The sequence below is a fragment of the Pseudogemmobacter sp. W21_MBD1_M6 genome (assembly GCF_052119585.1).
Taxonomy (GTDB): domain Bacteria; phylum Pseudomonadota; class Alphaproteobacteria; order Rhodobacterales; family Rhodobacteraceae; genus JBGQOJ01.
On the sequence record NZ_JBGQOJ010000001.1, the window covers coordinates 654,657 to 677,875 of the forward strand.

A 23,219-nucleotide genomic window follows, 5' to 3' on the forward strand; every position below is an offset into this window, starting at 1 on the left:
AGGTCAGGCCGCGAACTCGTCGCGCGAATATCCCTGAATGTAAAGCAGCGCCGTCAGATCGCCGTGATTGATGCGGATATCGCATTGCGCGGCGACAGACGGCTTGGCATGCAGCGCCACACCCGCACCGGCAAGGCCCAGCATCCCCAGATCGTTGGCCCCGTCACCAACGGCCATCACCGCGTCATGGGGCAGACCAAGGCGCGCGCTGATATCTTTCAGCGCGGACACTTTCGCCTCGCGCCCAAGGATCGGATCGGCGACCTTTCCGGTCAGCTTTCCTGCCTCGATCAGCAACGTATTCGCGCGGTTTTCGTCAAACCCCAGATGCGCCGCGACGCTGGTTGTAAAGGCGGTAAACCCGCCCGACACTAGGGCGGCATAGGCGCCTTGCGCCTTCATCGTCGCCAAAAGGACGTCCCCGCCGGGCATGTAGGTGATGCGTGTGTTCAGAACATGGGCGATCACGCTTTCGTCCAGCCCTTTCAACAGGCCGACACGTTCGCGCAGCGCGCCTTCGAAATCTAGCTCTCCGTTCATGGCGCGTGCGGTGATGCCGGTCACGCGCGGGCCAACGCCCGCCTCGGCGGCCAGTTCGTCAATGCATTCCTGCTGGATCATCGTGCTGTCCATATCCGCCAGAAGCATCTTCTTGCGGCGGCCTTGCATCGGCTGCACCACCAGATCAACGCCGATCGCCTGCAACCCCTGCCAGACATCCCAGCGATTCGCAGGAATGCCGTCCAGCGCGAATTCCGCCGCAACCCCGACCGACAGCCAAACCGCATTGCCGCCACCCCACGCGTCACGCAGCGATTCAACTGTGGCACGATCCAGCGAGGCGGCGGCAGGATTGGTCAGAAGGGTCGCAACAAACATGGGCAAGTTTCCGATAGTGGACGCGCGCGTCGTTTTTTGAGGGTCAAGCGGCGCATTACCGCAGTTTTCCGTCTTGTGCCAGCCCCGCACCAAGCGTAGACGCAACAGTGGGACACCCTTCCCCAACGAAGGGCAAATATCTGTGAGGATACCATAATGACCACGACCACTCCGTCCACGCGGCCGGCCAACCCGCGTTTTTCTTCCGGCCCTTGCGCCAAAATTCCCGGATATTCGCTGAATGCACTTGCCGATGCGCCCCTGGGCCGCTCGCACCGTGCCGGCGTTGGCAAGGCCAAGCTGAAGGCCGCCATCGAAACCACCCGCGACATTCTCGGCATCCCCGCCGACTATAAGATCGGTATCGTTCCCGCGTCCGACACCGGCGCGGTTGAAATGGCCATGTGGTCGCTTCTGGGTCAGCGCCCGGTCGAGATGGTCGCATGGGAATCCTTCGGCGAAGGCTGGGTCACCGACGCAGTGAAGCAGCTGAAGCTGGACGCGAATGTCCACAAGGCCGACTATGGCCACATCGTTGACATGGCCGCGCTCGACTATGACCGCGACGTTGTTTTTACATGGAATGGCACCACATCCGGCGTTCGGATGCCGAATGGCGATATGATCCCCGCCGACCGCGACGGCCTGACCATCTGCGACGCCACCAGCGCCGCCTTTGCGATGGACCTGCCCTGGGACAAACTGGATGTCACCACATTCAGTTGGCAAAAAGTGCTGGGCGGCGAAGCGGCCCACGGCATGCTGGTTCTGTCGCCCCGTGCCGTTGCGCGGCTGGAAAGCTACACGCCCGCATGGCCCATGCCCAAGATTTTCCGCCTGACCAAGGGCGGCAAGCTGATCGACGGTATCTTTGTCGGCGAAACCATCAACACGCCCTCGATGCTGGCGGTCGAGGATTATCTGGTCGCGTTGGACTGGGCGAAATCCATCGGCGGCCTGAAGGGCCTCATTGGCCGGGCAGACGCCAACACCGCCGCAATCACCGCCTTTGTCGAAGCCCACGACTGGATCGACTTTCTGGCGGTCGACCCTGCGACCCGGTCCAACACCAGCGTCTGCCTGAAGTTCACCGATACCCGCATCACCGACGGCGCAGCATTCGCCAAGGCCGTGGCCAAGCGTCTGGAAACCGAAGGCGTCGCGCTGGACATTGGCGCATACCGCGACGCGCCTGCCGGTCTGCGGATCTGGTGCGGTGGCACGGTCGAAACCGCCGATGTGGCTGCGCTGATGCCGTGGCTCGACTGGGCGTTCAACGCCGAGATCAACGCAGTATTGCAGGCGGCCTGATCCGGCCGCCTTCCCTTCCCGAATTCAATCGTTTCAAAAAAGGAGCCTACCCATGGCACCACGTGTTCTCATTTCTGACGAACTGTCAGACGCCGCCGTCCAGATTTTCCGCGACCGCGGCATTGATGTCGATTTCCAGCCGAAACTTGGCAAGGACAAGGAAAAGCTGCTTGAGATCATCGGCAACTACGATGGCCTTGCCATCCGGTCCGCAACAAAAGCCACTGAAAAGCTGATCGAGGCTGCGACCAACCTGAAGGTCATCGGCCGCGCCGGCATCGGTGTCGACAACGTCGATATCCCCGCCGCGTCGAAGAAGGGTATCATCGTGATGAACACCCCCTTCGGCAACTCTATCACAACCGCAGAACATGCCATCGCGATGATGTTCGCCGTTGCCCGCCAGATCCCCGAGGCCTCCGCCTCGACCCATTCCGGAAAATGGGAAAAGTCCAAGTTCATGGGCGTCGAGCTGACGAGTAAGACACTTGGCGTGATCGGTTGCGGCAATATCGGTTCTATTGCGGCTGAACGTGGCGTTGGCCTTAAGATGAAGGTCATCGCCTTCGACCCGTTCCTGTCCGAAGAGCGGGCCGACAAACTGGGCGTGACCAAGGTCGATCTGGAAGAGCTGCTGGCGCGGTCCGACTTTATCACTCTGCACGTTCCATTGATCGACGCGACGCGCAACATCCTGTCCAGGGAAAACATCGCCAAGCTGAAACCCGGCGTTCGGATCATCAACTGTGCCCGCGGCGGTCTGGTCGATGAACAAGCGCTGGCCGACGCCCTGAAAGAGGGCCGCGTTGCCGGTGCCGCCTTTGACGTCTTTGCGGTAGAGCCCGCAACGGACTCGCCGCTGTTCGGCCTGCCCAACGTCGTCGTCACCCCGCACCTTGGCGCGGCAACGACCGAAGCACAGGAAAACGTCGCCCTGCAAGTGGCAGAGCAAATGTCGGACTTTCTGCTGTCGGGTGCCGTGACCAACGCGATCAACATGCCGTCGATTTCTGCCGAAGAGGCAAAAGTGATGACGCCATGGATCAAGCTGGCAGGCCATCTTGGCGCGTTCATCGGCCAGATGACCGACGAGCCGATCAAGGCGATCAACGTGCTTTATGACGGCACTGTTGCCGACATGAACCTTGCCGCCCTGAATGCCGCAACCATTGCCGGCATCCTGAAAACGGCGAACCCCGATATCAACATGGTATCGGCCCCAGTTGTCGCAAAAGAGCGCGGCATCCAGATTTCGACCACGAAACAGGAACAGTCCGGCGTATTCGACGCCTATATCAAAGTGACCGTTGTGACCGACACGCGCGAACGCTCGATTGCCGGCACCGTGTTCAGCGACGGCAAGCCACGCTTTATCCAGATCAAGGGTATCACCATCGACGCCGAGATCGGCCAGCACATGCTGTATACGACGAACGAGGACGTTCCGGGCATCATCGGCACACTTGGCCAGACCATGGGCGAGAACAAAGTCAACATCGCGAACTTTACCCTTGGCCGATCCGCCGCAGGGGGCGAGGCGATTGCATTGCTATATGTCGATAACGCGATCCCGACAAAGGTTCTGGACAAGCTGAAGGCAACCGGCCTGTTCAAGCAGGTCAAGACGCTGGAATTCGACGTCGCCTGATCGCGCCCCGATATGAACCGACCAAAGGCCCCCTGTTTCCACAGGGGGCCTTACGTTTTGGAAAACAGACCCTATTCTGGCGTAAATCACGCATACGGAGGTGACCATGACCCACCGCATCTACGCCATCGGCGACATCCACGGCCAGCTGGACATGTTGCGCGGGGCCCATGATCTGATCGCAATGGACCGCGCGATAACCGGTGATCCGGTTGCGCAGGTGGTTCATCTGGGCGATCTGGTCGATCGCGGCCCCGACAGCCGCAAAGTGATCGACGTGTTGATGAACGGTCAGGCCAAGGGCGCGCCATGGGTCGTGATAAAGGGCAACCATGACCGCCTGTTCACGCGGTTCATCGACGCCCCTGATTACCATGATCCCGCCATCCTGTCGGGTCTGCATTGGCTGCATCCGCGCCTTGGCGGCAGCACAACACTGGCGTCTTATGGCGTGGCAGATGCGGCAGACCGTCCCTTGGCCGAGGTCCATGAACAGGCGCTGAAACAGGTGCCCGCCGAACATCTGGATTACATCAACGCGCTTCCACTTCAGCACCGCGTGGCCGACCTGTGGTTTGTCCATGCGGGCATCCGGCCAGGCGTCGCCGCCATTGACCAGCAGGAGAATGACCTGCTCTGGATTCGCGACGGGTTTCTGGATGACACCCGCGACCACGGGCCGCTTGTGGTGCACGGCCATACCGCGCTCGACGCTCCGCAGAATTACGGGAACCGCCTCAATATCGATTCCGGTGCCGGATATGGCCGCCCGATCACCGTCGTGGTGATCGAAGACCGCACCGTATGGCGGCTGACCCCCACGGGCCGCACGCCGCTTAGGCCCTAACGCGCCATCAGAACCACAACATTCGCCATACAGACCAAAAGGCTGATCTTTATCAGCCGCACCCGCATCTGCGGCACCTCGCGTCCGGCAAAAAACCCGCGCCAGACAAAGACCATCGCCCCAAGCGCCGGAAAAGGGTGCCCACGCTGCGCCCGCGCGCAGGACAGCAGGACACGGTGCAACCGCAGCACCTCCCAGATCCAGCCCGCGAACAAGGCACCCTGCAAGGCAATGACAACATTTTGCACCACGCACGCCTCCCGCAAAACGTCCGCGCAGGTCCGACGCGACGTTACTGACGCCTGACTACGCAAAATGCGTTAATAAATCGCAGACCATTTCGATAAAAAGGGGTTCCCCATGACCGACATCGTAATTCTTGGAGGCGCACGCACCGCTATCGGCGCCTTTGGCGGATCGCTGGCGGGCATCCCGCCCGGCGACCTTGGAACCATCGTCGCAAAAGCGGCGATGCTGCGTGCCAATGTGGACCCTGCACAAATCGGCCACGTGGTCTTTGGCCACGTCATCAACACCGAACCCCGCGATATGTATCTTGGCCGCGTTGCCGCGATTCAGGCGGGCATCCCCGACACGGTCCCCGCGATGAACGTCAACCGCCTTTGCGGCTCGGGGGCGCAGGCCATCGTGTCCGTCATACAGTCTCTGATACTGGGCGATTGCGCATTCGGCCTTGCCGGCGGTGCCGAAAGCATGAGCCGCGCCCCCTATATCCTGCCGTCGGCACGCTGGGGCCAGAAGATGGGCGATGCAGGCGCACAAGATATGATGCTGGGCGCGCTGAACTGCCCCTTCGGGACGGGCCACATGGGTGTCACGGCGGAAAACGTCGCGGCAGAGCATGGCATAACACGCGCAGCACAAGATGAGTTCGCGATGGAAAGCCAACGCCGCGCCGCCGCCGCAATCGCCGGCGGGCACTTCAAATCACAGATCGTGCCGGTTGATCATCTGGTGAAACGCCAAACGGTTGTCTTTGATACCGACGAGCATCCCAAAACCACAACAACCGACGCATTGGGCGGCCTGAAAACCGTGTTCAAAAAGGATGGCACGGTCACCGCCGGCAATGCCTCCGGTATAAACGACGGCGCAGGGGCGCTGGTTCTGGCGCGCGCGGACGCCGCCGAACAGGCGGGATTGAAACCACTTGCGCGGATCATCGGCTATGCGCACGCAGGCGTTCGGCCAGATGTGATGGGTATCGGCCCAGTGCCCGCGGTCAAGGCTCTGCTAACCAAAACCGGCATGGCGATCACCGATTTCGACGTGATCGAATCGAACGAAGCTTTCGCGGCGCAGGCCCTTGCGGTGAACAAAAGCCTCGGCCTCGATCCCGCCCGCGTCAACCCGAATGGTGGTGCCATCGCGCTTGGCCATCCTGTGGGCGCGACCGGCGTGATCATCACGATCAAGGCCCTCTTCGAACTTCAGCGCACAGGCGGAAAAACCGCGCTGATCACAATGTGCATCGGTGGCGGACAAGGTATCGCGCTTGCGATTGAACGTCTCTAACTTAGCCGGAAAGCTGAAGTTAAAAGTTATGGACTTGAGTATTTAAAGAACAAAGTTGGCCATTCTTCTCGGCACAAATACTCAACTTTTTCCGGATCACCGCAACTGGACATCCGCACGCGCAGCGCGGCCTTTCGCATCAATGACGGACAGACTCAAAAACCCTGTGCCGGGCCAGTCGACGATCGACTGACGGTCGTATGTTGCCACCGCCACCGGCATGCCATCTGCCAGCCATGTAAAAGGCGGCACGCCATCGCGCACCTTCAGGACCAATGCGCCACCGGTTTCGATCAGCGAACCGTCGGGGGGAAACGCCACCTCTGGCGCGTCACGGTCTGGCAGAAACAACGCCTCGCGGCTGCGAAACCGTTGCAGTGGCGCGGGCAATTGCGCATTTGCGACGATCAGGGCATCCGGCGGCGGCGGCGGCAAAGGGTCCAGCGCGGGCTTGATCCGCGCGAAGGCGTCGAACAGAACCGGCGCGGCAAGATCCCCACCAAAGGCCCCCGGAACCGGCGTGCCATCGGGCCTGCCCATCCAGACCCCGGCAACATGCCGCCCGTCATACCCGATCGCCCAAGCGTCGCGGTGCCCGTAACTCGTGCCGGTCTTGAAGGCCAGCTGCACGCGGGGGGTTCCGGCAGGACCGGTCCCGCCCGACAGGATGTCACCCAACTGCCAGGCCGCCACGCCCGACAATACGCGACGCCCCGTTCGAGCCGGAACAGAGCCTGATTTCCAGCTGAGCGCGACAGGTTCGCCTCCCCGGGCAATCGCCGCGTAAAGCTGCACCAGGGTTTCAAGAGTCACACCAACACCCCCCAGAGCCACCGCCAGTCCGGGCCGCCCGCCCGGAACAACCGGGGCGATTCCGGCTCGCCGCAGGCCCGCCATCAACGCGGCGGGACCGATCGCATCGGTCAGAACAACCGCAGGGATGTTCAGGGACTGCTGCAATGCCTCGCGCAGGTGGATCGTTCCACGATACTGCCCGTCGAAATTCTGCGGCATATAGGTGCCAAAGGCGGTTGGCCGATCCTCGATCAGGGTTTCAGGGTGAACAAGCCCCTCGTCCATCGCCAACCCGTAGACCAACGGCTTCAGCGTCGAACCGGGGCTGCGGATTGCACGGGTCATGTCGATGAAACCCTGTCGCCCGTCGGCGCTGTACGCGGCCGATCCAACACTGGCCAAAACCTCGCCTGTCCGGTGATCCGCCACAACAATCGCCACTTGCAGCCGCGCACCCTGCGCACGCACTGCCATTGCCGCAAGCGTCTCTAAACCGGCCTGAATGCCCGCATCCACAGTCAGTCGGTGCACCCGCGCAGATGGCTCTGCCCCAACCACACGATCGGCCAGATGCGGGGCCAAGGCCGGAAACGGGTGACGACGGTCGGGAACCGCTTCGCCATTCGCGGCCGTGGCGGCCTCTGCCGCAATCACCCCGTCCTTTGCCAATCGCGCCAGCACACGGTCCCGCGCAACCTTGGCTGCATCCGGGGCCCGGTCGGGCCTGCGCGCCTCTGGCGATTGGGGCAAGGCCACCAACAGCGCGGCCTGCGCCGGTGTCAACCTGTGCGGTTCTTTTTCGAAATAGCCACGGGTCGCGGCACGAATGCCTTCGATGTTGCCACCGTAAGGGGCGCGGTTCAGATAAAGGTCAAGGATCTGGTCCTTGTCCATTCGCCGTTCCAGCGCCAATGCGACCCTGATCTGGCGCAATTTTCCGGTCCAACGTCCGGTTCCGCTGTTCTCCAGCAACCGCGCGACCTGCATACTTAGGGTAGAGCCGCCGGAAACCACCCGCCCGTTCCAGACCGATTGCCAAACCGCACGGGCCATAGCCAAAGGGTCGATCCCATGGTGCGTGTAGAACCGCTTGTCCTCGAACCCGATCAGCATCCGCACAAAATCCGGGTCAACGGCAGCCACCGTTACCCCCATCCGCCAACGCCCGTCAGCCACGGTATAGGCCCGCAGCAAGGTGCCGTCGCGCGCCAGAACCTCTGCACCCACCTCTGTCGTCAGAGGCGGAAGCACGGTCGCCCCCACCCAATACTCAACGGCATCCCGCGCCAGCGCGACCGCAAACAGCCCGCCGACGATCAAGAACAGGGCGTAGCGTTTCACTGGGTCACCGTCACCCGCCCCGCTGCGGTTCTTGCACGGAATTGTGGGCGATACATGTCCTCGACGCTTGCGGCAGGCTGGTGATAGGTGCCGGGCGAAATCGCCCTGACGATGTATCCCAACCTGAAGGCCTGATCCGACCGCCAGTCAATCGCCGCCAGAAAGCGATCCGACCGCGCCTCGGTCGAGCGGGTTTCGGCGGTCAGGTCCAGCCAGTCCAACGCGCGGATATCGCCGCCGCGCAACAGGTTCGGATTGTCGATCTCGAAGCCCGCTGGCAGGGGGTCATTGACCATCAACCGCGCCTCGCCATCACCAAAGGGCGTCACCGTCAGCACCGCCACCAGACGGGTTCCAACCGGAACGCTCTCGATGCGCGCGGGTTCTCCCGTCAGGGTGAAATAGCTGCGCTCTATCGCATAGCCGTTGCCCCCCGCCGGTTCAGGCTGCGTGGGCACGCCGAACGTGGTCAGCGTCACGGTCTGCGGTGCGCCAGTTGCATTGCGGATCTCGGTCGGGTCCAACCCTGACTCGTTCTGCACCACCCGCACCATTGGCCCGTCAACCGGCACGCCGTTCACCGTGATCCCCTGCATCGACGGATCACCGATCAACGCATTCGCCGCCAGCAGCGACCACATCGCCTCTTGCGTGGAACGGGTTTGCCCGCCCTGCGCCCCGATCCGTTGCGCAAGCACCGTGCGGTCCACTACGGCACTGCCCGCCTCGACCGCCAGTGTCAGAACACCCGCCGCGTCGCGCAGGTTGCTTCCGTAGTCACTGCGCCAGACGGGGGTGTTCTCTGGTCCGGTCAGGCCCGTCAATTGCCGTGCAGCCAGTGCAAACAGGGCGTCAGCCCGCGTCTGATCGCCATAAAACGCCAATGCAGAGCCTAATTGTGCCACGGCAAGCGGGGTCGAGAACGCCTCGGCCTTCACATCGGCATAATAGCGCAAATCGCCGATTGCCGCCGCCCCCTCGCGCGCCAGCACCATCAGCGCATAGGCCAGCGCCTCGCCTCCCTCGTCGAAATCAGCGGCGTAGTTCACTTGATTGCGCAGATTGTCCACCGCAAGCCGGAACGCCGTGTCGGGAATGGCAAAACCCTTTGCCTTTGCGCGGGACAGAAAATCGGTGACATAGGCATCCAGCCACATGTCGCCCGATTCCGCCCGCCACAAGCCAAAGCCGCCATCGCTGGCCTGATTGGTCAGCACTCTGGCAATGGCCTGCGCTATCCGCCGGGCAATGGCGTTGTCGTTGGTCAGCCCCATCGCCGTTGCCACCTCGTCGAAATACAGCAGCGGCAAGGCCCGCGATGTGATCTGCTCGGTGCAGCCATAGGGGTATCGGTCCAGCGCCGTCAGCAGGCCGGGCGCGTCGAACCGGGCCAGGGGGCCAATCGCCAGCGTCGCCGCCCCCGATCCAGCAGCCAGCCCCGAAAATACGTCACTGTTCAGGCTGAACACCGCGCCATCCGCCAGATCGAACCGGCTGGTCCGGGCGATTTCAGGGTCATTGACCAGCACCGGCACTGTCAGGGTTTTCAGCAATCGCACGCCATCCGGCGTGGTCAGTGCAATCTGAACGCTTTGCGCCCCGACCGCACCCGCCGTCACCGGAACGGACAGCACGGCATTGCCCTTGTCTGCCAGATCAACGCCTGACGGCACCGCCCCCAAATCAAGCCCCTGCGCCGTCACGTCCAGCCCCATCCGCCCTGACGGGCCAGTGGCATGGACAATCTCCAGCCGCAGGGCGCTGACATCGGTGGGGGCCATGAATCGCGGCAGACTGGCCGTAACAACCACCGGATCGCGCACCAGAACATCGGCATGCGCCTGCCCGACACCGGTCTTTGACCATGCCACCGCCATAAGCCGCACGGTTCCGTTGAACGATGGCATCTGGAACGACGCCCGCGCCAGACCATCCGCGCCAACCGCCACCGGACCGCTGAAATACGCGACAAGCTCCTCGGTGGGGGGCGGCGATTGCATCCGCATCTCTGCGCCCGCATCGCCGCCGGATCGCACCGCCCCAAGAGCCCCGTTCATCCCGTCAATCAGCCGCCCATAGATATCGCGCAACCCTACGCCAAGCTTGCGCTGGCCGAAATAGTGCCCGGTCGCATCCGGCAAATCGAATCCGGTCAGGTTCAGAATGCCCAGATCGACAGCGGCGATTGTGACATAGGCGGTGTCCCCATTCGTCACGCCGTCCACCCTGACCGCCACATCCAGCGCACTGCGGGGGGCTGCCTCTGCCGGTGCCTCAAAACCGGCGGTCAGCTTTCGCGCTCCCGGATCGACAGCGGCATAGGACACCCCCAAAGCCCGCGCCGGATTGCGCCCTGCCGTGTTGTCCATCGGGCGCAACACCGTCGCGGTCACGTAAACGCCCGCGCCCCAGTCATCGGTGACCGGCAGCGCGATCAGGTTCTCGCCCTCGGTGACATCGACCGCCTTCATGTCGATCAGGCGGTTCGATACAACCGTCACAAGCGCCTTTCCGGCATAGCGCGGCACAACGCGCAACTGCGCTGTTTCGCCAGACTTATAGGCAGGTTTATCCAGTGACACCGCCAAAGTATCCGGCGTTTGGCTGGTATCTGCGGGCGCATACCAGCCCGCATAGAATGCGGTCGACGTGGCGGCGAATGTGCCATCCACCCGCTCCACCCGAAGTTCGTATTGCCCCCAGTCAACCGGCGCCGAAATCGTGACCGGCCCAGCGCCCAGATCGACCTCTTCGCTGGCAATGCGGCTGCGGGTCGTCACCGGTTCCCATTGCCAGTTGCCGTAGGATTGATACCACTGATACCGTGTCTCGATCCGGTTCATCGTCCATTTCACCCGCATCGTCGCGGGGGCCGCGCCCGCACCGACCGCCAAAAGATCAAAGCGCGCACGCGCCCCTTCGGCCACCACATCGTCGAACAGCGGTTTCACCCCGATCATCGCACCGGACGGCATCAGCGCATGGCTTATACGCCGCTCTACCGGTCGCCCCGACCCCTCTGTCACACGCGCCGTGACGCGCAATTCAAGCGGGCGCGCCGGATCTTCGACATCGGGCAGATCGACGGGCACAAGACCTTGACCCGACGCATCGGTCCGATTGCCGAACGGCAAGGATTCCAACCGCGCATTGAACGGCTCGTCGTGACGTCCGAACAGATAACCGGGATAGGCCGCCAGACCCGTCGCCGCCCGCAACAGGACTTCGCCCTCGATCGACAGATCGGCTCCGGGCGCCCCGAACAGATAGTCGGCCTGCACCGTCAAAACCGGATTATCCGACAGGTAAATCGGCCCGTCGGGCAAGGATAGAGCCACATCAATCCGCTCGGGCAGGAAATCCTCGACCAGCACGTTCACAGTCGCCAAAGCCGCCCCCTTGGGGTCTGCCAGCACGGATAGCTTCCATGTGCCGCGCGGAACGGTGGCACCCAACGGCAGGGGCAGAACATGCCCGCCGGCAACAGCGCCAACCGACATCACGCGACGGTATTCCACGCCATCGGGCCGTGTCAGTATCGCCGTCAACGGCAAGCCCTCGATCGCCGCCGCATCGCCATCGCGGGTCAGCGCGGTCGCGAATATGGTGTCGCCCGCGCGGTAGGCCCCCCGATCCGTGGTCAGGAACACGTCAATCGGCGGCGCGGGTTCGCGCCCTTCGACGCCACGATCAGACAGGTCGAACTCTGCGTCGGTCAGGGAAAGGAACGCGATATCGGCATCCCCATCCATTGCCGTTACCAACGCAGGTGCCGCAGCCCCCGTGCCACGCGTCAGGCCCGCGTCGAAACGCGCGTAGCCATCTGAATCAGTCTCTGTTTCAGCCAAAATCGCATTTGCCCGCGACAACAGAGTTACGGTTATGCCCGCTTTGGCCCCCGCCGTTCCCAGCGACCGGACAAACACATGAAGCCCGTCAATGCCGGCCATCGTCGTCAACCCGAGGTCACTGATGACAAACCATTGGGTCGCCGTCGGGCTGTCATAGATATCCGCCCCCGGCACACGCGCCTGAAGCGCGTAAATCCCCGCATCCAATCCGCCCACAACCCCGTCCAGCGGCAGGCGCGTTGTGACATCGCGGTTCAGCTCCAGCGCCACCTCACCGGTGCCGTGCCAGATCTCTTCGGCGATAGAGCCTGCGAAATCTTCCTGCTGGTAGGTCGGAACGGGCGCGTCAAGATAGCCGCTCTGGATCGAGCGCAGCAGATTCCGGTCACTGATCCGGCGCAATACCAGATCCACGCCGGTCAGGTTCACCGTCTCGATCGGCAACGCAGCGTCACCCGATTTCGGCAGAACATAGGCCCGGCCCGGAAACCGGACAGATGGTGTCCTGTCCCGCACGTAAAGCGTCAAAGTCGCTGGTTTAGTCAGTGTTTCACCGCTTTCCGCGGGCAATCCCTCGCGGAAGGTGACACGGTATCGCGACCCGTGTTCGACCCCCTCGACGCAAATCTGCTGCCCCTGCGCTTCTACCGTCAGACCAGAGGCCTCAACAGAAACAAACGGCCCGTAATCGACCCCCGATTGAGCCAACTGTTCAGAAAACGTCGCACAGATCCGGGGGCGGGCGGCGTCATTGTCCACCGTCTGGTCAATAATCCTGAATCCGTATTTCGCGACGGCATCCTCCAGCATAAGGGCGGTGTCATCGCGCGGGGAAACCTGCTGCGCCAGGCGCAACGCAGGGATCATATCGCGCCCTCGCCCCAGCTGTTGCAACCCCCCCGCCAGAACGGTCAGGGCAGTGGCCGACGTCGCAGGTGACGCGCTGCGCAGGTAACCGTTGATCGCTGCGGTTACGGCGCGGTCCCGATACTCTTGCTGCCGCGCCTTGTCCCGCCCGGCCATGTCCAGCGCAAGCCGGGCGTAGTCGATCCAAAGATCCGGCGCATCGGTCAGGGCCAGAACCGCACCCGTCAGGCGCAATGCCCGGCTTGTATCGCCACTGGCACGCGCATCGCTTTTGGCCTGTAACAGGTCATCCGCCGAGAATTCGCCCGTCGGATGGTCCAGCGCCAATCCCGTCGCCTGTGCCTTTGCGCGGGTCAGATCATCGTCCCGCAAAAAGGAAAGTTCCCGCGCTTTCGTCTCTGAGTTGGCCAAAACGCCCGAATCCGTCTCGAATATCTGCGCGGAAACAGCGCCCTGATATGGCTTGCGATCGGTGATGTCGCTTTTGGGGAAACAGGAATTCGACCGGCTGTTGAACGTGAACGCATGACACCGGTCATCCGCCAGACAGGCCTTTTGGCAAGCCTCCAGCGTTGTGTCGAAAATGTTCTTCAGGTCGGAACCGTAAAAATCCACATCCTGCGAAATCGCCGCGCGCCGCGCGGGAACAGCCCCCTCTGCCAATGCCATCTGCGGCAGCCCCAGTGCCAGAAAAAGTGCCAACCGAAAGATGCGCATCAAATGTCTCCTGCTTTGGAATGCCGCGATGCTGACAGTTGCCCCCCGCGAAGGCAACGATTCACTGCCCCCGTTAACCCTGCATTCAAACTGTTCGTTCAACTTGCGCAAGCAGAGGACACGAACGGAACAGATATGGGAATCGACCTTTCGCAACGATTGATGGCCGAACGCCGGGCGCGGCTTGCGGCTGAACACCTGCTTGACCAGAAACAGGCAGAGCTTTTTGCCGCCAATCAGAAACTCGGCCTTCATGCGCGCGCGTTGTCGGACGAAATCGTTGTTACCCGAAACGAGGTTCAGGTCGTTCGATCCGATCTGGAAAAAGCCAACCACGCCGCCGGCATCGCGGAACGCCGCCTGTGGGATTCGCTGGAAACCATTCTGGACGGGTTTGCCGTCTTCGGCGCGGACAATCGCCTGATCGCGGCCAATCGGGCCTATCTGTCCGTATTCGACGGTTTGGAAGGCGTGGTGCCCGGAATCGAATACGCGCGCATTCTACAACTGATTGTCGAAGAGGGGATCGTTGATATCGGCAACACCGACCCTGCGGATTGGCAACGCATCATGCTGAACCGGTGGACGACATCGCCGATCGAACCCCTTGTCATCGAACTGTGGAACGGACAGTTCATCAAACTGGCCGACAAACGGTCGCGCGACGGCGACATGGTATCGCTTGCGCTGAACATCACAGAAACCATCCGCTACGAATCCGAACTGAAAGAGGCTCGAACGCGGGCCGAAGTCGCCAATCGTGCCAAATCCGCCTTCCTCGCGAATATGAGCCACGAGATCCGCACTCCGATGAACGGCGTTGTTGGCATGGCAGACCTTCTGACCGACACCCCCCTGACCGAGGAACAGCGGCTTTTTGTCGAAACCATCAAAAACTCGGGCGAGGCGCTGTTGGTGATCATCAATGATGTCCTCGATTATTCCAAGATCGAGGCGGAAAAGCTGACCCTGCATCTGGACACCTTCGATCTGGAACGCACCATCCACGAAGTCGCCTTGCTGATGCAGCCCGCCGTGCAGGAAAAATCCATAGATCTTCTTGTTGATTTCGACATGTTCCTGCCGACCCACTATATCGGGGATCAGGGGCGTGTGCGGCAAATCCTGATGAACCTTATGGGCAACGCCGTCAAATTCACCAGCCGCGGCCATGTTCTGATCCGCGTCGTCGGGCTAGAGGGCGACACCCCTGAAGAGCGGCGCGTGCACATAACGGTCGAGGATACGGGCATCGGCATCCCCGAGACGATGATCGAACACATCTTCGGCGAATTCAATCAGGTCGAGGGAGAGAGCAATCGCAAGTTCGAGGGCACCGGTCTGGGCCTTGCGATCACGCGACAGCTTGTCTCCCTGATGAGCGGCGAGGTCTGGGTCGACTCGCAAGAGGGCAAAGGCTCTTGTTTCGGGCTACGGCTAAGACTGCCCGTCGCGCTGGACTCAACCGAGATCACAGGCGTCCTTCCCGAACATCTGAAACATGCGTTGGTCATTGACGATCAGGGCATAAACAGGACCATTCTGGAACGCCAGCTGGTTCAGTTGGGCATTCGCGTCGACACCTGCCGCACCGCGACAGAGGCACTGGACCAGCCGATGAAGGACTATGACCTGATCATCGCCGACCACCGGACACCTGATCTGAACGGCCTTGGTTTTGTTGCTGCGCTTCGCGCCCGTGGCGTCGATGTTCCGGTGCTCGTTCTGGCATCGAACCCCTTGGATACTGCGGTTGCGTCTGCTGGTGACCCGCGGACATTCGTCCTAAAAAAACCCGTTCTGCGGCGGGATTTGTTTCTGAAACTACAATCGCTGCATGCAAGCACGCCCGCCCTCAGGGTCGGCGAACAGCCCGTCATCGGGGAAAAGCGCGCGATGCGCGTCATGACCGCAGAAGACAACCGCACAAATCAGCTGGTGTTTCGCAAAATGGTAAAGTCACTTGATATCGACCTTGTCGTTGCCAACAACGGCCTGGAGGCCGTCCAGCAGTTTACCGCGTTCCGGCCCGATCTGATCTTCATGGATATTTCGATGCCCGAAATGGACGGCAAACAGGCCACTGCCGAAATCCGAAGACTGGAACGCGCGGGCAATCTTGGCCGCGTTCCGATCGTTGCGCTGACCGCCCATGCGATGGCGGGCGACGACGCTGAAATCCTTGCTGCGGGCCTGGATTACTACATGACCAAACCGCTGCGCCGCGCCGAAATCACCGCAATGATCCTGGCCCACGCCCCCGTTTCCGCCCGCCCGCCCGAACCGGACAGCCCGACAAACGCCGGTCCGTCAAACTTCGGGGTAGTCACGCAGGAAAACCCAAGCGTCACCCTGTGACAATTCCGGGCGATAGGCATATCCGCCCGTATCGAAATCCTTCAATCCCTCGGGGTCGGTGATGCGTTGTTCGATCATGAACCGCGCCATAGACCCCCGCGCCCGTTTCGCAAAAAAACTGACGATCCTGGCCTTTCCGGCCTTTTCTTCCATAAAAACGGGCGTGATCACACGAGGCTTCAGCGCCGCCATATCCACCGCGCCAAAATATTCCTGACTGGCGCAATTCACCAAAGTATCCACCCCCAAAGCCGCTGCCTGCGCGTTCAGCGCCTTGGAAATCCTGTCGCCCCAGAACGCATAAAGCGACCCGCCGCGACGGGTTTTCAACCGGCTTCCCATTTCCAGCCGATAGGGCTGGATCCGGTCCAGCGGGCGCAACACCCCGTAAAGCCCTGACAAAATCCGCAGGTGATCTTGCGCCCAAAGCATCGCCTCATCGTCAAGCGTTCCCGCCTCCAGTCCCTGATAGGTATCGCCCGCAAAGGCCAGCGCAGCGGGCTTGGCGTTTTCAGGCGTTGATGCGGCCTCAAACGCCTTGAACCGGTCGCGGTTCAACGTCGCCAGCGCCTCGCTGATCCCCATCAGCTTTTGCAGGTCGGCCACCTTCAATTGTCGCGCATGCCCTGCCAGTGTATTCGCCTCGTCCTGAAATTCGGGCAGGCTCGGCGCCGGATGCGCCATGGCGGCCCAATCAAGTTTCTTTGCGGGGGAAAGTACAACCAGCATATCGGGTCCTTTGTTCATCTCTTGTCGGGACAGAACGTAGCGGACAAACCCGCGCGGTCCAGTGTCTTAGTCCTGCTGCAAAACATCCAGGAACGCCGGGCCAAAGCGTTCGGTGCGCCTGTCGCCCAGCAACCGCTCCATTCCGCCCAGATCGCGCGGCTTCACCTGCGCCACCTTCGCGACCAGGGCGGCAGTGCAACTCATCGGCTTGCCCGTGCCATCGTCACCGCGCAGCAGATCGGCCTGCGCCTGCATCAACCGATCATAGACCGTGCCCGCATCGCGCCCCGACAACTTGCGGCGCATCGGGTGTTCATCGCCGGGCACTTCGCCCGCGATCACGGTCAGAAACGCGTCGCCATAGCGTTCCAGCTTGGTCGCCCCGACACCGCCGATACGGGCCATCTGGTCGCGGGTCAAAGGCCGCGTTTCCGCCATTTCGATCAGGGTCTTGTCGTTGAAAATCATATAGGCTGGCAGGCGGGCGTCCTCGGCCAATGCGCGGCGCTTGGCCTTCAGCGCGGATAGCAGCGGCGCGTCCTCTTCCGACACCAGCATCTTTACCGCGGGGCGTGCGCCCTTGGCCTTTGTGATCGTATCGCGGCGCAGTTCGATCCGCGCCTCGTCCCGCAGGATCGGCCGCGCCTCTTGCGTCATCCGCAATGCCCCGTGCCGTTCCGCATCGGGGCGCACCAGATCATGCCCCATCATCTGCCTGAAAATCGCCTGCCACTGGCGGCGGTCGAATTCCTTGCCAACGCCGAACGTGGGCAAGGCATCATGCCCGCGCTGCTTGACCTTATCCGTCGCATTTCCAGTCAGGATGTCGATCAGATGGCCCGCGCCGAAATACTCGCCCGTCCGCAAAATGGCCGACAACGCCTTGCGCACCGCCTCGGTTCCGTCGAACACATCGACCGGCGTATCGCACAGGTCGCACTGGCCGCAGGCGTCGGATGTTTCCCCGAAATACCCCAGCAGCACCTGCCGCCGACAGCGCAGCGCCTCGGCCAGCCCCAAAAGCGCATTCAGCCGCGCATGGTCCGCCGCGCGGCGTTCCGGCGGGGCCAGCCCCTCGTCGATCTGGCTGCGGCGCAGCCGGATGTCATCCGGCCCGAACAATGTCAGCGTTTCGGCGGGGGCACCGTCGCGCCCCGCGCGGCCGATCTCCTGATAATAGGCCTCGATCGACTTGGGCAAATCGGCATGGGCCACCCAACGGATATCGGGCTTGTCCACCCCCATGCCGAACGCCACCGTCGCAACCACGATCAAGCCGTCTTCCTGCTGAAACCGGCCTTCGACGACCCGGCGCGCCTCGGACTCCATGCCGCCATGATAGTGGCAGGCGACATGCCCAGCATCGCGCAACGCCCCCGCCAGCGTCTCTGTCTTGGCGCGGGTGCCGCAATACACGATCCCCGACTGCCCCTTGCGGGCGGCGGCAAAGTCAAGGATCTGGCGGCGCGGGGTGTCCTTGCCCTCGAACGCAAGATGGATGTTCGGCCGGTCAAACCCACGCAGAAACGTCTCTGGCTGGATGCCGTCGAACAGGCGGGTGACAATCTCGGCACGGGTTTCCTCATCGGCGGTCGCGGTAAACGCGGCCAGCTGAATGCCCAGCGCCCGCCGCAGTTCACCGATCCGCAGGTAGTCGGGACGGAAATCATGCCCCCACTGGCTGACGCAATGCGCCTCGTCCACGGCGATCAGCGTCGTGCCGATCCGCCGGAGCAAGGCCTGCGTCCCACCAGAGGCAAGTCTCTCTGGTGCCATATACAGCAGCTTCAAGCGACCCGCATCAAGCGCGGCGAACACCTCTGCGGTTTCCTCGTCGGTATTGCCGGATGTCAGCGCACCGGCCTCGACGCCCACTTCCCGCAGGGCACGCACCTGATCGCGCATCAGGGCGATCAACGGCGATATGACAACCGTTACGCCCTCGCGGCACAGCGCCGGAAGCTGGAAACACAGCGATTTGCCACCCCCCGTCGGCATAATCGCCAAGGCGTTGCGGCCAGCCATAACAGCATCCACAATCTCGGCCTGACCGGGCCGGAATTCATTGAATCCGAAGATCGACGAAAGAAGTGCGCGTGCCTGTGGCATGAACCTGCTGTAGTTGGTGGATTGCCCGATTTCCCGAACAATCCCACACTATGCAGCGGTCAACAAGGTCAGAAGCTATACATGTTGTTGGCGATGACAATGCGAAGCGCGTAAACGGCCAGCAACACAACCAGCGGCGCAAGATCCAGTGCGCCTGTATTGGGCATGAACTGGCGCACGCGGCTGTAAACAGGTTCCACCAGCCGATTGATCCCGTCCCACAACTGCGCCACCAAAGGCTGCCGCAGGTTCAGAACCTGAAAATTGATCAGCCAGCTCATGATGATGTGGACGATGATGATGAACCAGACAAGGTTCAAGACCAACAGTAAGATCTGGAAAAGCGATGTCATAATAAGTAGCCTTGCGGTTTTTTCTTTGAGGACGGATGTAAGCTGCGCAAGACCGAAGGGCAAGCACCGCGTGCCGCAACGTCGCACGTTGACCCCCACGTGCTGCGCGATACACAGGCCCCCGCAGAAGGAGCCGCCATGTATCCGTTTATCCGCCTCGCAAAAGAGGTGCTTGTTAACCGCAATGCCCCCGCCCTGCCGTTTTTCGGCACCCATGTTTCCCGCCACATCTGCTGGCCCTGGGATCTGGATGTCTGGATGGAGCTGAACAATGGCCGCACCCTGACGCTGTATGATCTGGGGCGCGTGCCGCTGGCGTCCCGCGTCGGCCTGACCAAAGCGATGCGCGACAACCGCTGGGGTCTGACGATGGCCGGGTCTTCGGTGCGGTATCGCAGGCGGGTGCGGATGTTCGATCAGGTGACGATGCACAGCCGCGCCATCGGATGGGATGATCGGTTCATCTACCTGCTCCAGTCGATGTGGAAAAAGGGCGACTGCACCAGCCAACTGCTGATCCGCGCCGCCGTGACCGACAATAGCGGCATCGTTTCACCCCGCACCGTTGCCAGGGCGATGGGGCAATCCGGTGATAGCCCCGTTATGCCCGACTGGGTCACGAACTGGATCAAGGCCGAGCAATCGCGCCCGTGGCCCCCTGAAAAGTAGGGCCATCCAACCCAACGAAGCCTTGCGCGATCCTCGATTTGACTGTCTTACTTCAGCAAAAAGCATTCAAGGGACGACAGATGGCCACACCGACATTGCGCAAGCGGATATGGGGCTGGTTCTTCTTTGACTGGGCAAGCCAACCCTACAACACCTTGCTTCTCACCTTCATCTTCGGTCCTTATGTGAAATCCGTGCTTGGCGACGGGTCGCAGGCGCAGGCGGCTTGGGGCTTTGGCATCGCGGGGGCCGGCATCATCATCGCCGTCCTTGCCCCTATTCTGGGCGCGATCGCAGACAACACCGGCAACCGGATGCGCTGGATTCAGGTGTTCTCTGTCCTTTACGTTGCCGGGTCATTCGGCCTGTGGTGGTCGGCCCCCGACAGCTTCAATCTGACCTTTGTGATGTGCAGCTTTGCCATCGGCCTGATCGGTATGGAATTCGCCACGATCTTCACCAATTCGATGCTGCCCGATCTTGGCCCCAAAGAAGAGATCGGCCGCCTGTCCGGCAATGGCTGGGCCTTTGGTTATGTCGGCGGGCTGATCGCCCTGGTGATCATGCTGCTGCTCTTCGCAGAGGGGCCGACCGGCAGAACCCTGATCGGGCTGAACCCGCTGTTCGGGCTGGATGCCATTACCCGAGAAGGCACGCGGATCGTCGGCCCGCTGACCGCAATCTGGTATGCGGTCTTCATGATCCCGTTCTTTCTGTGGGTCCGCGACCCAAAACCGACACGGCTGGAAAAGGGCATGATCGGTCGCGCGCTTGCCGATCTCAAGCGCACGCTGCGGTCGCTTCCCCGCACGCCCAGCCTGTTCGCCTATCTCGGCTCGTCGATGCTGTACCGGGATGCGCTGAACGGCATGTATACCTTCGGCGGCATCTACGCGGCGGGCGTGCTGGAATGGAGCGTGGTCGACACCGGCATCTTCGGCATCCTTGCGATCATCACCGGCGCGGTCTTTGCGTGGCTGGGGGGGCGCGCCGATGCGGCCTTCGGCCCGAAGCCCGTCATTGCCGCCTGTATCGTCATCCTGACCGCCGTCGCTATCATGGTTGTGTTCATCTCTCGCGATGCGGTGTTTGGCATCCCGGTCGAGGCAACCTCAAACCTGCCCGATATCACCTTCTACGTCATGGGTGCCCTGATCGGCGCGGCGGGGGGTGCGCTGCAATCCGCCAGCCGCACAATGATGGTGCGACAGGCCAACCCGAAGCGCATGACAGAGGCCTTCGGGCTATACGCGCTGGCAGGCAAAGCCACCTCGTTCATCGCGCCGCTGTCGATTGGCGTGGTCACAACTTTGACAGATAGCCAGCAACTCGGCATTTCCCCGCTCATTGCCCTTTTTCTTATCGGCCTCTTCCTGCTATTCTGGGTAAAACCAGATGGAGACCGAGCAGTATGGTCCGCTTCCTAACCTTTATAACCCTCGTTCTGGGGCTGGCCGCACCGGCCATGGCCCAGCAAAAGGCGAACACATTGTTCGGCGCGATGCGTGCCGGATCGTCGGGCAATACCGGCGCCATCGGCACCTATGCCAAGGGCTGCATTGACGGAGCGGTAGAGCTGCCAGAGACAGGCCCGACATGGCAGGCGATGCGCCTGTCGCGGAACCGCAACTGGGGCCATCCCGATCTTGTCGCATTTCTTCAACGCCTTAGCGTGACGGCGACGCGGCAAGGCTGGGCCGGTCTTTACATCGGCGATATGGGGCAACCGCGCGGCGGGCCGATGACATCGGGGCACCAATCCCACCAGATGGGCCTTGATGCCGATGTCTGGATGCTGCCGCCCAAACGCCTGAACCTCAGCAGGTCGGAGCGCGAGAACCTGTCGTCGATATCTGTCCGCACAGATGACCAGACCCGCGTCAACGCCAACTGGACCCCCGCGCATTACAACATCATGAAGGCCGCAGCGCTTGACCCCGCCATCGACCGCATCTTTGTCGCCGCCGCCGTCAAGGTCGAGATGTGCAAAACCGCCAAACGCAGCGACAAGAAATGGCTACAAAAGATCCGCCCGCTTTACGGTCACAACTTCCACTTCCATGTACGCCTGAAATGCCCCACCGGATCGGCGGTCTGCCAAACACAAAGCCCGACCGTTTCCGAATTGTCAAAGGGCGGGGATGGCTGCGATGATAGCCTGAACTGGTGGGTCACGACCTATCTGGACCAACTGCGTAATCCGCCCAAACCCAAGCCGGGGCAAAAACCGGCGAAACCCAAACGCGGCTCTCGCGACTACACGATGGAGGATCTGCCACGCCAATGTCAAAACGTCTTGGCCTCGCGCTGATCGCCGTATTCGGCGCAGGACTGGCATTGGCCTCTACCGCCCAGACGACGCTTAATCTCGACTATATCGGCAGCTATACATGGAACGGCCCGTCGGAAGATTTCGGCGGATTCTCTGGAATAGAGGTCATGCCCGACGGGCAGTTCTTTGTGGTCATCACCGACAAGGGCAACCTCGCAAAGGGCCGGTTCACACGCGACGGCAGCAAGATCACCGATGTGTCCCTCGGCCCCCTGATCCATCTCAAAAGTTCCAAAGGCGCCCCCTTACGCCCGAACGAGGGCGACTCTGAAGGGTTGGCCATGGCTGCGAACGGGGAAATCTACGTCTCGTTCGAAGGTATCCATCGCATCGCCCGACACAAGACACCCGCATCCCCCGCCGAACTTTTGCCCCGTCACCCCGATTTCGACAGCTTCCAGAACAACTCCGGGATGGAGGCGTTGGCCATTGATGCGGACGGCGCGCTTTACACGCTGCCCGAACGCTCCGGCGCTGTGACGCGACCCTTTCCGGTCTACCGGTTCAAAGACGGTGCCTGGACACAGCCGTTTTCCGTTCCGCGTCAGGGGATGTTCCTGCCAACCGGCGCCGATTTCGGGCCGGACGGTCGGTTCTACCTGCTGGAACGGCATTTGAACGGCGTCTTCGGCTTTCAATCGCGCATCCGCAGTTTCCGCCTCGACGGCGACACGCTAAGCGATGAAAAGCTGCTGCTGGTCAGTTCCACCGGAACCCATGACAATCTCGAAGGTCTCGCCGTCTGGCAGGACGAGGCGGGCAAAATCCGCCTGACGCTGGTTTCCGACGATAATTTCCAGTTCTTCCAGCGCACCGAGATTGTAGAATACAGCCTGATCAACTGACTTGCTCTCGTTTTCATTAGCCGTTACGACGC

At 61.7% G+C, this 23,219-nt stretch carries 16 protein-coding genes; 9 read left to right on the forward strand and 7 right to left on the reverse strand.

What is annotated here, in order from left to right:
- Positions 1-3: 3 nt before the first annotated feature.
- On the reverse strand, positions 4-879 hold the full coding sequence (gene serB / locus ACEN2R_RS03170; protein WP_442039094.1) for a phosphoserine phosphatase SerB: 876 nt from the start codon (positions 877-879) through the stop codon (positions 4-6).
- A 156-nt stretch (positions 880-1,035) separates the two neighbouring features.
- On the opposite strand from serB, the gene ACEN2R_RS03175 reads away from it, so the two are divergent.
- The 3 genes from ACEN2R_RS03175 (at position 1,036) to ACEN2R_RS03185 (ending at position 4,685) form a co-directional block, all read left to right on the forward strand.
- Positions 1,036-2,190, forward strand: coding sequence for a phosphoserine transaminase (locus ACEN2R_RS03175; RefSeq protein ID WP_442039096.1), 1,155 nt, complete (start codon positions 1,036-1,038; stop codon positions 2,188-2,190).
- A 52-nt stretch (positions 2,191-2,242) separates the two neighbouring features.
- Complete coding sequence (gene serA / locus ACEN2R_RS03180) at positions 2,243-3,838, forward strand: phosphoglycerate dehydrogenase (RefSeq protein ID WP_442039098.1); 1,596 nt, start codon at positions 2,243-2,245, stop codon at positions 3,836-3,838.
- Between the two features lie 106 nt (positions 3,839-3,944).
- Positions 3,945-4,685, forward strand: coding sequence for a metallophosphoesterase family protein (locus ACEN2R_RS03185; protein WP_442039100.1), 741 nt, complete (start codon positions 3,945-3,947; stop codon positions 4,683-4,685).
- On the opposite strand, the gene ACEN2R_RS03190 is transcribed toward ACEN2R_RS03185, so the two are convergent.
- The gene (locus ACEN2R_RS03190; protein WP_442039102.1) at positions 4,682-4,933 is read right to left on the reverse strand and encodes a hypothetical protein; all 252 of its coding nucleotides are present in this window, start codon (positions 4,931-4,933) and stop codon (positions 4,682-4,684) included. The two genes, ACEN2R_RS03185 and ACEN2R_RS03190, sit on opposite strands and share 4 nt — an antisense overlap.
- A gap of 112 nt (positions 4,934-5,045) precedes the next feature.
- Here ACEN2R_RS03190 and ACEN2R_RS03195 point away from each other — a divergent pair, with 112 nt between their 5' ends.
- On the forward strand, positions 5,046-6,221 hold the full coding sequence (locus tag ACEN2R_RS03195; RefSeq protein ID WP_442039104.1) for an acetyl-CoA C-acyltransferase family protein: 1,176 nt from the start codon (positions 5,046-5,048) through the stop codon (positions 6,219-6,221).
- 96 nt (positions 6,222-6,317) lie between these two features.
- Here ACEN2R_RS03195 and pbpC read toward each other — a convergent pair whose 3' ends face one another.
- Positions 6,318-8,357 (reverse strand): penicillin-binding protein 1C, encoded by a 2,040-nt coding sequence (gene pbpC, locus ACEN2R_RS03200; RefSeq protein ID WP_442039106.1) that lies wholly within the window; start codon positions 8,355-8,357, stop codon positions 6,318-6,320.
- A complete protein-coding gene (locus ACEN2R_RS03205; RefSeq protein WP_442039108.1) occupies positions 8,354-13,792 on the reverse strand; it encodes an alpha-2-macroglobulin family protein in 5,439 nt (1,812 codons plus the stop codon). Before ACEN2R_RS03205 ends, pbpC begins: the two co-directional genes overlap by 4 nt.
- 135 nt (positions 13,793-13,927) lie before the next feature.
- Between ACEN2R_RS03205 and ACEN2R_RS03210 the strand changes: the two genes are divergently transcribed.
- Entirely contained in the window at positions 13,928-16,150 is a 2,223-nt protein-coding gene (locus ACEN2R_RS03210) for a response regulator (protein WP_442039110.1), read from the forward strand.
- Here the strand turns inward: ACEN2R_RS03210 and yaaA are convergent.
- From yaaA to ACEN2R_RS03225, 3 genes are all read right to left on the reverse strand, one after another.
- Positions 16,103-16,879: a peroxide stress protein YaaA gene (gene yaaA, locus ACEN2R_RS03215; RefSeq protein WP_442039112.1), complete on the reverse strand. Its 777-nt coding sequence runs from the start codon at positions 16,877-16,879 to the stop codon at positions 16,103-16,105. The genes ACEN2R_RS03210 and yaaA overlap by 48 nt on opposite strands.
- 66 nt (positions 16,880-16,945) lie before the next feature.
- A complete protein-coding gene (gene recQ, locus ACEN2R_RS03220) occupies positions 16,946-18,988 on the reverse strand; it encodes a DNA helicase RecQ (protein WP_442039114.1) in 2,043 nt (680 codons plus the stop codon).
- A gap of 68 nt (positions 18,989-19,056) precedes the next feature.
- On the reverse strand, positions 19,057-19,341 hold the full coding sequence (locus tag ACEN2R_RS03225) for a YggT family protein (protein WP_442039116.1): 285 nt from the start codon (positions 19,339-19,341) through the stop codon (positions 19,057-19,059).
- A 138-nt stretch (positions 19,342-19,479) separates the two neighbouring features.
- On the opposite strand from ACEN2R_RS03225, the gene ACEN2R_RS03230 reads away from it, so the two are divergent.
- The 4 genes from ACEN2R_RS03230 to ACEN2R_RS03245 all read left to right on the forward strand — a co-directional run bounded on the left by ACEN2R_RS03230 (position 19,480) and on the right by ACEN2R_RS03245 (position 23,187).
- The gene (locus tag ACEN2R_RS03230; protein ID WP_442039118.1) at positions 19,480-20,010 is read left to right on the forward strand and encodes a thioesterase family protein; all 531 of its coding nucleotides are present in this window, start codon (positions 19,480-19,482) and stop codon (positions 20,008-20,010) included.
- Positions 20,011-20,090: 80 nt separating this feature from the next.
- A complete protein-coding gene (locus ACEN2R_RS03235; protein ID WP_442039120.1) occupies positions 20,091-21,437 on the forward strand; it encodes an MFS transporter in 1,347 nt (448 codons plus the stop codon).
- Positions 21,422-22,321, forward strand: coding sequence for a penicillin-insensitive murein endopeptidase (mepA, locus tag ACEN2R_RS03240; protein WP_442039122.1), 900 nt, complete (start codon positions 21,422-21,424; stop codon positions 22,319-22,321). The genes ACEN2R_RS03235 and mepA overlap by 16 nt, the downstream gene beginning before the upstream one ends.
- Positions 22,294-23,187, forward strand: coding sequence for an esterase-like activity of phytase family protein (locus ACEN2R_RS03245; RefSeq protein WP_442039124.1), 894 nt, complete (start codon positions 22,294-22,296; stop codon positions 23,185-23,187). The genes mepA and ACEN2R_RS03245 overlap by 28 nt, the downstream gene beginning before the upstream one ends.
- Positions 23,188-23,219 lie beyond the last annotated feature (32 nt).

Coding starts and splice junctions, on each gene's coding strand:
- ACEN2R_RS03210 (WP_442039110.1), top strand. CDS start 13,928: ATGGGAATCGACCTTTCGCAACGATTGATGGCCGAACGCCGGGCGCGG.
- recQ (WP_442039114.1), bottom strand. CDS start 18,988: ATGCCACAGGCACGCGCACTTCTTTCGTCGATCTTCGGATTCAATGAA.
- ACEN2R_RS03195 (WP_442039104.1), top strand. CDS start 5,046: ATGACCGACATCGTAATTCTTGGAGGCGCACGCACCGCTATCGGCGCC.
- ACEN2R_RS03245 (WP_442039124.1), top strand. CDS start 22,294: ATGTCAAAACGTCTTGGCCTCGCGCTGATCGCCGTATTCGGCGCAGGA.
- serA (WP_442039098.1), top strand. CDS start 2,243: ATGGCACCACGTGTTCTCATTTCTGACGAACTGTCAGACGCCGCCGTC.
- ACEN2R_RS03185 (WP_442039100.1), top strand. CDS start 3,945: ATGACCCACCGCATCTACGCCATCGGCGACATCCACGGCCAGCTGGAC.
- serB (WP_442039094.1), bottom strand. CDS start 879: ATGTTTGTTGCGACCCTTCTGACCAATCCTGCCGCCGCCTCGCTGGAT.
- ACEN2R_RS03225 (WP_442039116.1), bottom strand. CDS start 19,341: ATGACATCGCTTTTCCAGATCTTACTGTTGGTCTTGAACCTTGTCTGG.
- ACEN2R_RS03205 (WP_442039108.1), bottom strand. CDS start 13,792: ATGCGCATCTTTCGGTTGGCACTTTTTCTGGCACTGGGGCTGCCGCAG.
- ACEN2R_RS03230 (WP_442039118.1), top strand. CDS start 19,480: ATGTATCCGTTTATCCGCCTCGCAAAAGAGGTGCTTGTTAACCGCAAT.
- mepA (WP_442039122.1), top strand. CDS start 21,422: ATGGTCCGCTTCCTAACCTTTATAACCCTCGTTCTGGGGCTGGCCGCA.
- ACEN2R_RS03235 (WP_442039120.1), top strand. CDS start 20,091: ATGGCCACACCGACATTGCGCAAGCGGATATGGGGCTGGTTCTTCTTT.
- ACEN2R_RS03175 (WP_442039096.1), top strand. CDS start 1,036: ATGACCACGACCACTCCGTCCACGCGGCCGGCCAACCCGCGTTTTTCT.
- yaaA (WP_442039112.1), bottom strand. CDS start 16,879: ATGCTGGTTGTACTTTCCCCCGCAAAGAAACTTGATTGGGCCGCCATG.